Here is a 12,898-nt window from a genome sequence, read left to right as displayed (position 1 = left end):
CCCGCCTTGACGTCACAGCAAGCGCTGGCGTCACGCGCTATGGGCTTGAGAACGAAACCGCGCTGACCGTTGGGTTAAGCGTGTCCTTGCCGTTGTTTGACCGAAACCGTGGCAACATCGATGCCGCCCGTGCCGAGCAAACTGCGGCTGAGGCTCGCGTCCTGTCCGCGCGTCAGGACGCCATGGCCGAGCGCCGAGGTGCGGTTGCGCGGTTGTCGTCCTCGACCAATCGCATCGCCGCAGCCGATGCAGGCGTAACGCGGCCGAAGAAGCCTATCGGCTCGCGCGGATCGGCAGTGAGGCTGGGCGTATCTCGCAACTTGAACTGCGGGCCTCCCGCACGGCGCTGATCTCTGCGCGCTCGGCGTCGGTGGATGCCCGACTGGCCGGGGTACGGGCTGAAATTGACCTCGCGCGTCTCGAGGGTCGCGCCCCGTTCCAAGGAAATCTGTGATGAAACAGAAACTGTTGCCGAACCGGGCTTGTGGCAGGTGCTGCCGCCATCGCCCTTGTTATGGCTGCTGGCGGCTTCGTCATTGGCCAACGTTCCCAACCCGATACCGCCAAGGCAGAACCACGGCCTGCATCCGCGCTGGCCGAGGAAGAGCCGCAAGCCGATGATGGCGCGATCGAGCTGTCCGCTCAGCAGATCACAGCAGCGGGAATCGAGGTTGTCGCCGTGAAATCGGGTGGCGGCGCAGAGACACGCCTGTCCGGTCGTGTTCAGCCGATGACCGACGCCAAGGCGGCGATCACGGCCAATCTCTCGGGGGCGGTTGAGCGCCTGTTGGTCGCGCCCGGTCAGGCGGTTCGTGCTGGCCAGCCGATTGCTACGGTCGTCAGTGGCGAAGGTGCCGCGCTAAAAGCCGACACCGCTCGGGCTTCCGCAGCCGGATCGCCAAGCGCCAGCGGACGTGCGTCAATCGTCAGCCCGATTTCCGGGGTGATCACCAACGTGCAAGTCGGCCCCGGTGGCTTCGTCACCCAAGGCACCGTGCTGGCCGAAGTCACCAATCCGAACAGAGTCGAGTTGGTGTTAACGCGCCGCCCGCAGTGGCGCACCTGATCAAGTCCGGAACCGTGATCAAGGTAATCGGCCCTCAAGGCGAGTTTGATGCCCGCATCGTCGGCGTAGCCGTAGGCGCAGATCTGCAAAACAGCGGCGCAACTGTCGTCAGGGCACAGCCACTGGGCACAAACACCCCGCCGGTTCAACGGTCACGGCATTCGTCGTAACGGGCGGCAATGAAGGAGGCGGAGTCTCGGTGCCATCCAGCGCCATTCAAACCGTCGATGGTGCGACTGTCGTCTTCGTCAAGACGACCACAGGCTTCCGTGCCCATTCCGTTCTCGTCGGCACGGCAGCCGCCGGACAGACGCAAATTCTGCGCGGTCTTTCCGGCACAGAACTCGTCGCCTCGACCAACGCCTTCCTGCTTAAGGCCGAAATGGCCCGCGGCGAAGCCGAGCACGGTCACTGAGGACGCCCTATGTTCAGTAAAATCATTTCGGCTTCTGTCCGCTTTCGCTGGTTCGTCATTCTGGCGACCGTTTTGTTCACCTTCTGGGGTTTGTTCCAGCTAACGAAACTGCCTATCGATGCCGTGCCTGACATCACCAACCGTCAGGTACAGATCAACACCGTAGCCCCTGCCCTCGCACCCGAGCAGATGGAGCGACAGGTCACCTATCCACTGGAAACCGCCATGGCGGGTATTCCTGGGCTGGAAAGCACGCGATCACTGACCAGAAACGGGTTCAGTCAGGTCACGGTCATTTTCACCGACGCGACCGACATCTACTTCGCCCGCCAGCAGGTGGCCGAACGTATGGCGCAGGCTCGAGAGCGTTTGCCCGATGGCGTCGAGCCTGCGCTGGCTCCGATCACGACGGGGCTCGGCGAAGTCCTATGTGGACGGTCGATTTCAAACCCTTCGACGCGAGCAAGGCCAAAGCCGGAAAAGCGGGCTGGCAACCGGACGGAAGCTATCTGACGCCCGAAGGTGAACGCCTGACCACGCCGCGCGCACGCTCGACCTATCTGCGAACCGTGCAGGACTGGACCGTCGCGCCGCGTATGCGCACGGCCAAAGGGCTGGCAGGCGTGGACGTCAACGGCGGCGATGTGAAGGAATATGCTGTCCGTCCCGATGCCCCCAAGCTGTCGGCCTATGGCATCAGCCTGGCCCAGCTGGTCGAAGCGCTGGACCGCGCCAACACCCAATCGGGTGCGGGGTACATCCAGCGCTCGGGCGAGGCATTGACTGTTCGTACCGACGCATTGGCCCAGTCCGTCGAAGATCTAGCACAAGCGCCTGTGGTCAATCGCAATGGCCTTGTCGTTCGGGTCACCGACGTCGCAACTGTCGAGATCGGGCAGTCCACGCGCCTAGGAGCCGCCAGTCGTGACGGGCACGAAACCGTTGTTGGCACGGCTGATGCTGGCGGGCGAGAACAGCCGCACGGCCGCCCAAAACGCAGCCGGACGGCTGGAGGAAGTCAACGCAACCCTCCCGCCGGATATCGTCGCAGAACCCGTCCTGAACCGCAGTGCGCTGGTGAACTCGACCATCAAGACGGTAGCCAAGAACCTGACTGAAGGCGCGCTGCTGGTGATCGTGGTGCTGTTCCTGTTGCTGGGGAACATACGCGCCGCAAAGATCACGGCCTTGATGATCCCGATCAGCTTCCTGTTCGCGGTCGTGGGCATGAACCGCTTTGGCATCAGCGGTAATCTGATGAGCCTTGGCGCTTTGGATTTCGGCCTTCTGGTCGATGGTGCTGTGGTTGTGGTCGAGAACACCCTGCTGATGCTCAGCCAGCGCCGGGCCGATCTGGGGCGCGCCCTGACGCGCTCGGAACGCCTGAACGTGGCCGGACAGGCCGCCAAACAGATGATCAAGCCTGCCGCTTTTGGACAGCTCATCATCCTGTTAGTGTTCACACCGCTCCTTCTGCTGGGAGGCGTCGAGGGTAAAACCTTCATCCCCATGGGTGCGACGGTCATGCTGGCGCTGGTGGGTGCGTTCATCTTCTCCTTCACCTTTGTGCCAGCCATGACCGCGCTTTTGGTGCGGGATCCGAAGAAGGTGGAAGTCGACGAAAACGGTCACGCGCACGAGCATGAAACGGCCATCCTCCGCTTTGCTCGCCGCTGGATCGAGCCTGCGATCCGCCGCGCGGTCGACAGCCCGAAGATCGTGATCATCTCGGCCTGCGCCATGCTGTTGGCGGGTACACTGGCGTTCATGTCGCTTGGACGCGAGTTCATCCCGACGCTGGATGAAGGCGACGTAGCCATGCAGGCGCTTCGCGTCCCATCGGCCTCGCTTGATCAGTCGTTGGCCATGCAAATGGCACTGGAGCGCGCCATAAAGGCACAGCCGGAGGTGAAAACCATCTTTTCGCGGACCGGCACTGCCGAAGCAGCCGTTGACCCCATGCCGCCCAACATCTCCGACGCGGTTATCATCCTCAAACCTAGAAAAGAATGGCCTAATCCGAAGCTACCGAAAGAGGAACTGATCGCTCGCTTTGAAGAGGTTGCATCACGCCAACTGGGCAACAGCTTCGAGTTTAGCCAACCTATCGAGTTGCGCTTCAACGAGCTGATCTCCGGCGTGCGCACCGATCTGGCCGTCATGGTCTATGGCGACGACTTCACCCAGCTTCAGGCCGCCGCCGATCAGGTTGCCAACGCCCTACGCGCAACCACTGGCGCGGCGGATTTTCGGGTAGAACAGGTATCGGGCCTGCCCACTCTGACGGTTGCTATCGACCGCTTTGCAGCCGCCAGCTTTAGCCTGTCGGCGGGGGATGTGTCCGATGCCGTGTCCACGGCCATCGGCGGTACCGAAGCGGGCCAAATCTTCGAAGGCGACCGCAGCTTCAACGTCGTCGTGCGACTGAACGATGAAGAGCGCAACGATCCGGCTGCGCTGGCCGCCATTCCGATCACCACGGCCAACGGCGTCACCATCCCGCTATCCACGGTGGCGCGTATTCAGGTGAAGGGAGGCCAGAACCAGATAATCCGCAACGACGGCAGCCGCCGCATGGTTGTTCAGGCCAATGTCCGCGGTCGCGACCTGGGCGGGTTCGTCACCGACGCGCAGAAACGGGTCGCGAAGGACGTCCAACTGCCGACAGGCTACTCGCTGAAATGGGGTGGCCAATTCGAAAACCTGAAACGCGCCGAACAGCGACTGGGGCTGGTGATCCCTGTAGTGCTGGTCCTGATCGGTATCATCCTGTTTGTCGCGCTGGGTTCGATAGCGGAGGCGGGACTGGTGTTTGCCTGTGTGCCGTTGGCCCTTGTCGGTGGCGCATTTACCCTGTTGCTGAGAGGGATGCCGTTCTCGGTGTCAGCCGCCGTTGGCTTCATCGCTGTATCAGGGGTGGCCACACTTAACGGACTGGTGCTGATGCAGGCCATTCGCGAGCGCTTGCAGAGCGGTCACACCCCGCCTGATGCCGCGCTCTATGGTGCCTTCAGTCGCCTGCGGGCCGTTTTAACAACGGCGCTGGTGGCGATTGTTGGCTTCATCCCCATGGCCATCGCGTCGGGTGCTGGTGCAGAGGTTCAAAAGCCGCTCGCGACCGTTGTCATTGGCGGCCTTATCACGGCCACTGCCCTCACCCTGCTCGTGCTGCCCACATTCGCCGCACGCACAATGAAGCGGCGATCCGAATTGACCGAGGACTGACCGGCAAGTTCGGCCATCGCCCCATCGCGGCGGTGGCCGAGCGCACTCGACACACCCCAAAATTGCATTGCCAAACGAGAGCGCACGCACGGCGAGAAAGTGGCGTTACCCCTTGTCCACGCGACAGGCTTAATGCGGAGAATTTACCTAAAAACCAGCGCATTAAGCTACACCGTTCCTAAAATCACGATTATAAACCTCTGGTTTTCGTGACGGTGGCGACGCGTTTGCCGACCCCACATGTGCCAGTTGGATAATCGGCTTTTTATGGACGCCCTGACCTTTAGCGACGAACACCGCGATGCCCTCCGATCCTCTGCTAAACGGATCGTACTGGTCGGCGGGGGGCGCAATGCGAACAACCTTCTGGGCGTCTTGAACGACGCTGGGGTCATCGTCTCTGCCATTCTGGATGATCGTGCGGGGGCCATTGTCCACGGCCATACCGTCCAACCCATCGACACCTACGAAGGTCCCGAATGGCGAGCCATCATCACGGTCGCTGATCCCGCGGCCCGAGCCAGCCTGATCCTACGCCCGCCGCTGCGACGCGTGATCTGGACATCCTATATAGATCATCGGGCCGCGGTATCGCCCTATGCCGAGGTTGGCGAAGGCACGTTCATCGCCCCCTTCGCCACATGCGCTGATGCCACCATCGGCCGTCACGCCTCGATTATGCCGGGTGTTGTTCTGGGAGCGAGGGTTACGATCGGCGACCACACCAACGTCCTGCCCGGTGCCACGGTCGCCAGCGACACCCACATTGGGGAGAACTGCATCATCAGCATGGGCGCACGCATCGAAGCGGGCCTCAAGATCGGGAACAACTGCCGGATCGCCCCCAACACCGTCATACGCGAGGACATGCCGGACGGCACTTTGGCCGTACCGACGGCGTCGACCCGCTACATCCTGAACCACTATTCTTAGGTAATTGCTTCGATCGAGCGGAGGCAGACACCGAGGCAGCGGTTGTCTTCGTTATAACCCGCTTGCGACGGTCGCACTGCTGAAGGGGCTTCGATCCTCAGCGTGATCGGTTCATGGGTCGGCTCGATGTTCAATGTCACCGTGCTGATCCCGCCGGACAATGTAGCGGAGACCCAATCCCCGCCCCCGATCCTCAGCGACACGCTCTGCTCGCCAAGGAACAACAAACCCGACAACGTCACGCGGATAGTACGGGCACCAGGTGCTCTGAACACCAACAGGCCGCGACGTCCGGTCCAGTTCCAGTCGTCTTCAGGAGGGAAAATGCCGGCCCACTGCCCTGCTGCATTGCCCAGAACATCCGACGCGCCGAAATAGCGGGTCGTATTTGCTGCGATCGTGACGATGGGCGGCACGGAGATCGCGGTTGCACCGCCCAACGTCGGCGCAGTCTGACCTCCACTCGAGATGACCTCGTTGTGCAGCAAGCTCCACTCAGCGAACTGATGCATGAACTTTGCACGCGCAAACTCGAGCAGTCCCTCCGGCACCGCAGAGGCAGATGCCGTCGACAGCAGATGTTCGATATCGCGCACGCGCTGGGCCCACGCCGCCAGTTCCAGATAGAGATAGCGGTCCTTGACGGCATTATTTGTGCTCAGGGCACCTTCGACGCGGTGGGTATTTCGTGGGTGCTGGCGCCACTCGATCAACGGTTCGCAGATGTAGTGATGCGTCCCGACAAGGCTCGCCCGCGGGCCCAGAATAAGGTCCAGCCCATAGGGGCAAAGCACGGTGTCCAGCGGGAAGTCTTCAATCAGACTACGATGGAATGCGGACGTCGCACCGATCCAGCGCACGTCAAAGATTTTGGACACCGCGTCGAAGGGATCTTTGAGGATGCAATCATCGTGTTCTACGTCCTCGATCGCTATCGGAAGGCCTTCCATCGATGTGCGCAGGGCGTTGGACGTCACCAGCTTGCACTCTGGATCGGCGTCGAAACGGGACAGGATCGCATCAAGTCGACCGGGCAACGAAACGTCGTCGCTGTCGGCCTGAATGATGATCTCAGCTTTCGACAGCGGCAGAACTTGCTGTATGACGGCCAGCCCCGAGCGTCGGTCGTTACGCACGACGACAGCCGACACGTCCGGCCGCGTGGCGATTGCATCCAGCGCGACTTGGAGGCTGCGATCACTGGATCCGTCGTCAATGATGACGAGGTCGATGTCCGGACGCCATTGCTCCAGCAAGCTCTCGATCTGCTGAGCAATCCATCGCTCGTTCTCGTAAACCGAAATTACAACTGAAGCGCGACAGACAACGGCGGAACTCGACAACTTGGATTAGGCTCCAAACGACTTTGCATAAGATCAGCCGAAAGAGCGCGCGTTAAATGCTACCCAAACTTGATTTATTGAAATCAAATCTATCTAAAGTATTAAAACAACTGCACTTCGTCTTTTAGGCCGACGCCGATATCTACTATATCAGCACGTCTACTTGAAATACCGATCTCGTGGACATGCTTCAAATCTACGCAGTTATCGCCAAAATACGCTGTGTTTAGTGAACACAGATTACGGTCCGATGTCTAAGGCCGACCGCTAGTCATAGACTTCCGGATCGTCATAGCTGCCATTGCGCCGTACGAGCTCCGACCAGAAGTCAATCTCGCGAAGCTCTGTCCAAGGCTGCTCGTCCCGTCTGTTCTCTTCTCTGTCGAAATAGTCCGCCAGATTGGCACCATAGTGAATGGTATCAGACCCATAGACCGAGAAGATCGGGTTGCCCGCCACGTTCGGGGTCGCGGGCAAGTATCGGTGCGCCAAGATCGGAATGAGTTTCGGTGCTTTGCTGACAACCGCTCGAAGTACGTCCTCGCGATCTGTGACCTCGGTTGGGCGATCTCCCCATTCAGGCCACCACAAGCCTTTCTTCTCAACATCGATCAGCAGACCCTCAAATGGCCAAGCCAATGAGGACACAACCTCTTGCTCGTCATTCCAGTCCGGCCCCTCGACCGGACGCCGATTCCGCAAAAGTTCGACCAAATCCGGCGGGAAGCTAATACGAAACCGCGTCTGCGCCCTTTCGAGCTCCGCCGCCGTATAGCCCGATGTCCAGAGTATCTTAGTCATGCACTTAGATGCCCCGCAGTAAGGCAGACCCTGGCGCGCCCTGCAGGACTCGAACCTGCAACCGTCCGCTTAGAAGGCGGGTGCTCTATCCGGTTGAGCTAAGGGCGCTTGGCAGTTTGGGTGCGGCGAACTGGTAAGGGGGTTCGCGATTTTCGACAAGATGTCAGTGGCATTCTGGACATGCAAAAGGCCAGCCAAATGAATGGCTGGCCTTTTCGCAACATTGCCGTCGGACTTAGTGGGTCCAGGAGACCTTGCGGTTGGTCGCAAAGTTGTCAGCGTAAGCCTTGATGATCACCGGGGCTTCGTTCGGCTCATGCAGGCGGAAGGCGATGCCGTGACGCTCGGCATAGGCCACAGCGTCTTCCTTGGTTTCGAAGGTCAGGCGCACTTGGCCATTCATGTCGGTCGTGCCGCTCCAACCCATCAGCGGGTCGTTGAAACGGGCCGTCGCCGGTTCGAACTCAAGACGCCAATCGCGCGACTTGGCCTTGCCGGACTGCATAGCGGTCTTGGCCGGGCGATAGATGCGGGCGAGCATGGGCGAAATCCTCAACAAACAGTCGTGAGGGTCCATAGCCTCCCCTGCCCGTCGGGTCCAGACTTTGCTGCGCCGAATACGTCCAATCAGGCCGCGACATGTGCCGGAGCAGTGTCGATCCATCGGCGGGCGGCCCGTTGAGCCTCTGCCAACTCCTCGCTGCCCATCTCTGCGCTCATTTCCTTGCGGTATTCCCGCGCTTCGACCGAGCCCTTCATAGCGGCCAGATTGAAGATCATATGGGCCGACACACGATCGAGCGGGCACCCATCCTGTCCGGATGAATAGGCAAGACCCAGTTTAAACAAGGCCTCGCCATCCATATCGGGCGTCGGCAGCGGCAGTTGGTCGCCAGACAGATCAGCGGCCGTATCTTGAACACTAATCATAGTCACATCCTCATAAGTGGGACCTTCTGTCCCGACCTCGTTGGATGCATTCAAATAACAGCGGTTTGAAATTTTGGTTAACGGCTACGCTGGCCAAATAGAACGCGACGCGCTGCTTCGGCATCTTTGCCGTTATTGGTGATATCCCGACGGAGTTCTGCACCAACGATCTTCCCCTTCTGAACAGCGGGACGCGTCCCTACCCGTTCATGCCAGGCTTTCAAATTAGGGAAGTCATCGAAGCTCTGACCCTGAAGGCTCGGGATGACCCAGGGCCAGCAGGCCATGTCGGCTATGGAATACTCCCCCGCCAGATAATCCCGATCAGACAAGCGGCGATCCATCACGCCGTACAGGCGGTGCGTTTCGTTGGTGTAGCGATTGACGCCATATGCCAGCTGCCGCTGGTCGCGGATCATAGCGGGTGCGTATTGGCGGAAGTGATGTGTTTGACCGGCCATGGGCCCCAGCCCCGCCATCTGCCAGAATAACCACTGATCAACCTCGACCCGTGCGCGCTCTTCGGACGGGTAAAACTGACCGGATTTGCGACCCAGATATTGGAGTATTGCGCCGGATTCGAAAATGCTGAGCGGTTTGCCATCGGGTCCATCAGAGTCGACGATGGCAGGCATGCGACCGTTCGGGCTCAGGGCCTGAAACGCGGCTGCGAACTGCTCACCGGTGCCGATGTTGATGGGCTTAACCTCGTAAGGAAGACCCATTTCTTCCAGCGCGATGCTGATTTTTATCCCGTTCGGCGTTGGCCAGAACCACAGTTCGATTGGGGCAGACATTCGATACTCCCTCACCTTTAGCGTTCAAACAGTCATGCCACAGGCACGAATATGAACAAGACCTGCCAAATACTGACTGCACAGTTCAGTTTCGGTTCAGGCAGCAAGGCTCATGAGTTGCGTCAGACAGGATTCAACTTTGGAGGCGACTATGAAGTTCGCAACTAAGGCCGCAATCGCCGCTTTGGCGCTGGCAACGACCGCCGCCCCTGTGCTGGCGCAAGCTCAAGACCGCCACCATCGTGGTGATGATCGTCGCTATGAACGCGGTGATCGTCGGGGCGACCGAGATCGCGGTCCGGGCCGTGACATGCGTCCCAATGATCGCCCGGGTCCGCAGCACGTTCGTCCGCAGGGTCGCCCGCATGTATCGGGTCCGGCCCGCTGGGAACGCGGGAACCGTGACTGGTGGCGTGGTCGTCCCGAGTTCCGTGACTATCGCGGTGCGCGCAACGGCTATTGGTATGCACCGGGCCGCGGCTATTACCGTGTAGAACCGCGCTACTATAACTATCGCTGGCGCACCGGTGCCTACCTGCCGGCAGCTTATCGCAGCTATGAAGTTCGCGACCCGTACTTCTACGGCCTGCGTCCGGCACCGCGCGGCTACCGCTACGTCCATGCCGGCAACGACATTGTGATGATTGCTATTGCTACGGGCCTGATCACCAGTGTCCTGAGCGGCATCTATTAAGTCAGGCTCTTTCTAGTCATCGAGCTAAACTTGCCCCCGACAGCCTCTCGCGTCGGGGGCATTTTCTTATCTGGAATGAACTTTGTTAGTTGAACGCTCCATTCAGTCACAGTTCATGTGACGGAGTTCATTCTGAGGGCGTAATAAACGGGCGAGGTCCCAACATGAAACGTACCCTGCTTACCTTCACCGCAATCACCAGCATGCTGCTACCGCTGGCAACCCCGGTTGTGGCTACAGCGCAGGACAGCGCTGTTCAGCGCCGTGTCGAACGCGCCCAGCGTCAGCTGGACCGCGACACCGCACGCGAGCAACGCTCGGAGCCGCGTCGCGAAGAGTCGCGTCGTCAGGAGCCTCGCCGCCAGGAACAACGCTCTCAGGAACAGCGCCCGCAACCGCAGCGCAGTCCCGAAGCGCGTACTCCGGATCAGCGCAACAACTCGCGCCCGCAGTATCGCACCGAGGACCGCAGCGGACAGCGTCCCGAATATCGCGGGCAGGACCGTCGTAACCAAAGCCCGGTCCAGCGTCGCGTAGAGGAAGCCCAGCGCCAACTGGATCGCGCCAACGGTGTCCGCCCCGATCAGCGCGATCGGGATCGTGATCGTGACAGGCGCAACGACACCCGTCGCTGGGACAGTAACAACAACCGTCCGCGGGCCAACCGTCAGGACCGCCGCGACAACTATCGCGACTTCCAGCGTCGTTGGAATTCCGATCAATGGCGTCGTGACTTCAACCGCGACCGCCGCTCGGACTGGTGGCGTAACGACAACCGCTTCCGTAGCTGGAGCGGCATGCGCGTCGGGTTCTACTTCGCACCGGGCTATGGCTACTATAGCGTCCCGCGCTCCTACTGGAACCGCCACTGGCAGGTCGGTCAGTACCTGCCGGACGTTTTCTGGCGCTATCAGGTCAACGACTATCGCACCTACGGCCTCGGCTATCCCCCTGTGGGCACGCGCTGGGTCTATGTCGATAACTCGATCTACCTGATCGACGAATACGACGGCTACATCGTCGAAGTGATCCGCGACGCTTGGCGCTGGTAGACTTCACGTAGAACATAAAGAAAGCCCCTGAAGCCAAAGCTCCAGGGGCTTTTTTAATACCCACGCCTATGTCGCTCAAGCAGCGAGCCACCGCGTGGTGAGCGATAGCGACAAGCCGGGGGTTTGGGGGCCGTAGCCCCCAAATATCAAAGACCCAGCTTAGCCTTCAGGATGTCATTCACCGCAGCCGGATTGGCTTTGCCGCCAGTGGCCTTCATGACCTGACCGACGAACCAGCCGATTGCTTGGGGCTTCTCGGCGACAGCAGCGGCCTTGTCAGGGTTGGCGGCGATCAGATCGTCGACAGCCTTTTCAATCGCACCGGTGTCAGTGACCTGCTTCAGGCCGTGTTTCTCGACGACTTCAGCCGGCGAGCCTTCGCCCTTCCAGACGTAGTCGAACACTTCCTTGGCGATCTTGGACGAGATGACACCCGTTTCGATCAGCTCAACCAGTTCAGCAACGTGAGCTGCCGGAAGCGGGTTGTCGCTGAAGTCACGGTTATCGGCAGCCAGACGAGCCGAAACTTCATTCGTCACCCAGTTGGCAACGAGCTTGGCGTCGCGCCCCTTGGCAGCGGTTTCGAAATAGTCAGCCTTGGCCTGTTCCGAGATCAGGACGATGGCGTCGTATTGCGACAGACCATATTGGTCCATCAGGCGACGGCGCTTGTCATCCGGCAGTTCCGGCAGGTTGGCCTTGATGTCATCGACCCATGCCTGTTCCAGAACCAGCGGCAGCAGGTCCGGATCGGGGAAGTAGCGATAGTCTTGCGCTTCTTCCTTCGAACGCATGGAGCGGGTTTCGCCCTTGGTGGGGTCGTACAGGCGGGTTTCCTGATCGACCTTGCCGCCGTCTTCCACGATCTCGATCTGGCGACGGGCCTCATAGTTGATGGCTTGCGAGATGAAGCGGAACGAGTTGACGTTCTTGATCTCGCAACGGGTGCCGAGGAAGCTAAAGTCGCCCGTTTCCATGAACTTGTCGTAGTTGCCGACCGGGCAAACCGACACGTTCACGTCCGCGCGCAGGTTGCCCTTCTCCATGTCACCGTCACAGGTGCCGAGGTACATCAGGATGGTGCGGATCTTCTTCACATAGGCCACAGCCTGTTCGGGCGAGCGGATGTGAGGACGCGACACGATTTCCATGAGGGCGGTGCCCGCACGGTTCAGGTCGACGTAGGAGTCCGTCGGCGACAGGTCGTGGATCAGCTTGCCGGCGTCCTGCTCAAGGTGCAGGCGCTCGATGCCGACGTTGAAGAAGGTGCCGTCTTCGGCCTCAACCTCGACGACGCCCTCACCCACGATCGGGTGGTAGAGCTGGCTGATCTGATAGCCGGTCGGAAGGTCCGGATAGAAGTAGTTCTTGCGGTCGAATTGGGACTTCAGGTTGATCTGGGCGCGCAGACCCAGACCCGACTTCACCGCCTGCTCGACGCAGAACTTGTTCAGGGTCGGCAGCATGCCCGGGAAACCGGCATCCACCAGCGAAACCTGCTCGTTCGGGCCGGCACCGAAGCCGACAGCCGCGCCCGAAAACAGCTTGGCCTTCGAGGCGACCTGAGCGTGGATTTCCAGGCCCATGACGATTTCCCAATCGCCGGTGCGGCCTTTGATTACAGTTGCGTTCGCGCTCATGC

13 protein-coding genes, 1 tRNA gene and 1 pseudogene are annotated in these 12,898 nt (G+C 60.2%); 8 read left to right on the top strand and 7 right to left on the bottom strand.

Annotation, left to right across the window (positions count from 1 at the left end; translation table 11 throughout):
* The 6 genes and pseudogenes from OB03_RS01670 to OB03_RS01645 all read left to right on the top strand — a co-directional run.
* Window positions 1–350 (top strand): TolC family protein (locus OB03_RS01670; RefSeq protein ID WP_461343020.1); only part of this gene is annotated, 350 nt, incomplete at its 5' end.
* 134 nt (window positions 351–484) lie between these two features.
* Window positions 485–1,066, top strand: a complete 582-nt coding sequence (locus OB03_RS01665) for an HlyD family efflux transporter periplasmic adaptor subunit (protein ID WP_345791435.1) — start codon at window positions 485–487, stop codon at window positions 1,064–1,066.
* 14 nt (window positions 1,067–1,080) lie between these two features.
* A complete protein-coding gene (locus OB03_RS01660) occupies window positions 1,081–1,236 on the top strand; it encodes a hypothetical protein (protein ID WP_461343019.1) in 156 nt (51 codons plus the stop codon).
* 29 nt (window positions 1,237–1,265) lie between these two features.
* On the top strand, window positions 1,266–1,481 hold the full coding sequence (locus OB03_RS01655; protein WP_345791436.1) for a hypothetical protein: 216 nt from the start codon (window positions 1,266–1,268) through the stop codon (window positions 1,479–1,481).
* Between the two features lie 9 nt (window positions 1,482–1,490).
* Window positions 1,491–4,706, top strand: a pseudogene (locus tag OB03_RS01650) (efflux RND transporter permease subunit).
* Window positions 4,707–4,973: 267 nt separating this feature from the next.
* Entirely contained in the window at window positions 4,974–5,639 is a 666-nt protein-coding gene (locus OB03_RS01645) for an LbetaH domain-containing protein (protein WP_242913454.1), read from the top strand.
* On the opposite strand, the gene OB03_RS01640 is transcribed toward OB03_RS01645, so the two are convergent.
* The 6 genes from OB03_RS01640 to OB03_RS01615 form a co-directional block, all read right to left on the bottom strand.
* Window positions 5,636–6,982, bottom strand: coding sequence for a glycosyltransferase (locus OB03_RS01640; RefSeq protein WP_461343018.1), 1,347 nt, complete (start codon window positions 6,980–6,982; stop codon window positions 5,636–5,638). The two genes, OB03_RS01645 and OB03_RS01640, sit on opposite strands and share 4 nt — an antisense overlap.
* A 267-nt stretch (window positions 6,983–7,249) precedes the next feature.
* The gene (locus OB03_RS01635) at window positions 7,250–7,783 is read right to left on the bottom strand and encodes an SMI1/KNR4 family protein (protein ID WP_461343017.1); all 534 of its coding nucleotides are present in this window, start codon (window positions 7,781–7,783) and stop codon (window positions 7,250–7,252) included.
* Window positions 7,784–7,814: 31 nt separating this feature from the next.
* Window positions 7,815–7,891 (bottom strand) — tRNA-Arg (locus OB03_RS01630).
* A 127-nt stretch (window positions 7,892–8,018) separates the two neighbouring features.
* Entirely contained in the window at window positions 8,019–8,324 is a 306-nt protein-coding gene (locus OB03_RS01625; RefSeq protein WP_242913505.1) for an ETC complex I subunit, read from the bottom strand.
* An 86-nt stretch (window positions 8,325–8,410) separates the two neighbouring features.
* Window positions 8,411–8,713 carry a sel1 repeat family protein gene (locus tag OB03_RS01620; protein ID WP_242913506.1) on the bottom strand — a complete coding sequence of 101 codons (303 nt, stop codon included), beginning with the start codon at window positions 8,711–8,713 and terminating at the stop codon, window positions 8,411–8,413.
* A gap of 77 nt (window positions 8,714–8,790) precedes the next feature.
* Window positions 8,791–9,510, bottom strand: a complete 720-nt coding sequence (locus OB03_RS01615; RefSeq protein WP_242913507.1) for a glutathione S-transferase N-terminal domain-containing protein — start codon at window positions 9,508–9,510, stop codon at window positions 8,791–8,793.
* 151 nt (window positions 9,511–9,661) lie between these two features.
* Between OB03_RS01615 and OB03_RS01610 the strand changes: the two genes are divergently transcribed.
* Complete coding sequence (locus tag OB03_RS01610; RefSeq protein ID WP_242913508.1) at window positions 9,662–10,204, top strand: RcnB family protein; 543 nt, start codon at window positions 9,662–9,664, stop codon at window positions 10,202–10,204.
* A 164-nt stretch (window positions 10,205–10,368) separates the two neighbouring features.
* Window positions 10,369–11,256 carry an RcnB family protein gene (locus OB03_RS01605; protein ID WP_461343016.1) on the top strand — a complete coding sequence of 296 codons (888 nt, stop codon included), beginning with the start codon at window positions 10,369–10,371 and terminating at the stop codon, window positions 11,254–11,256.
* Window positions 11,257–11,402: 146 nt separating this feature from the next.
* On the opposite strand, the gene gatB is transcribed toward OB03_RS01605, so the two are convergent.
* Window positions 11,403–12,896, bottom strand: coding sequence for an Asp-tRNA(Asn)/Glu-tRNA(Gln) amidotransferase subunit GatB (gene gatB, locus OB03_RS01600; protein ID WP_461343015.1), 1,494 nt, complete (start codon window positions 12,894–12,896; stop codon window positions 11,403–11,405).
* Between the last annotated feature and the right edge of the window lie 2 nt (window positions 12,897–12,898).

This window comes from Brevundimonas sp. GN22, from assembly GCF_054824005.1.
This window is presented reverse-complemented; position numbering and strand designations above follow the sequence as displayed.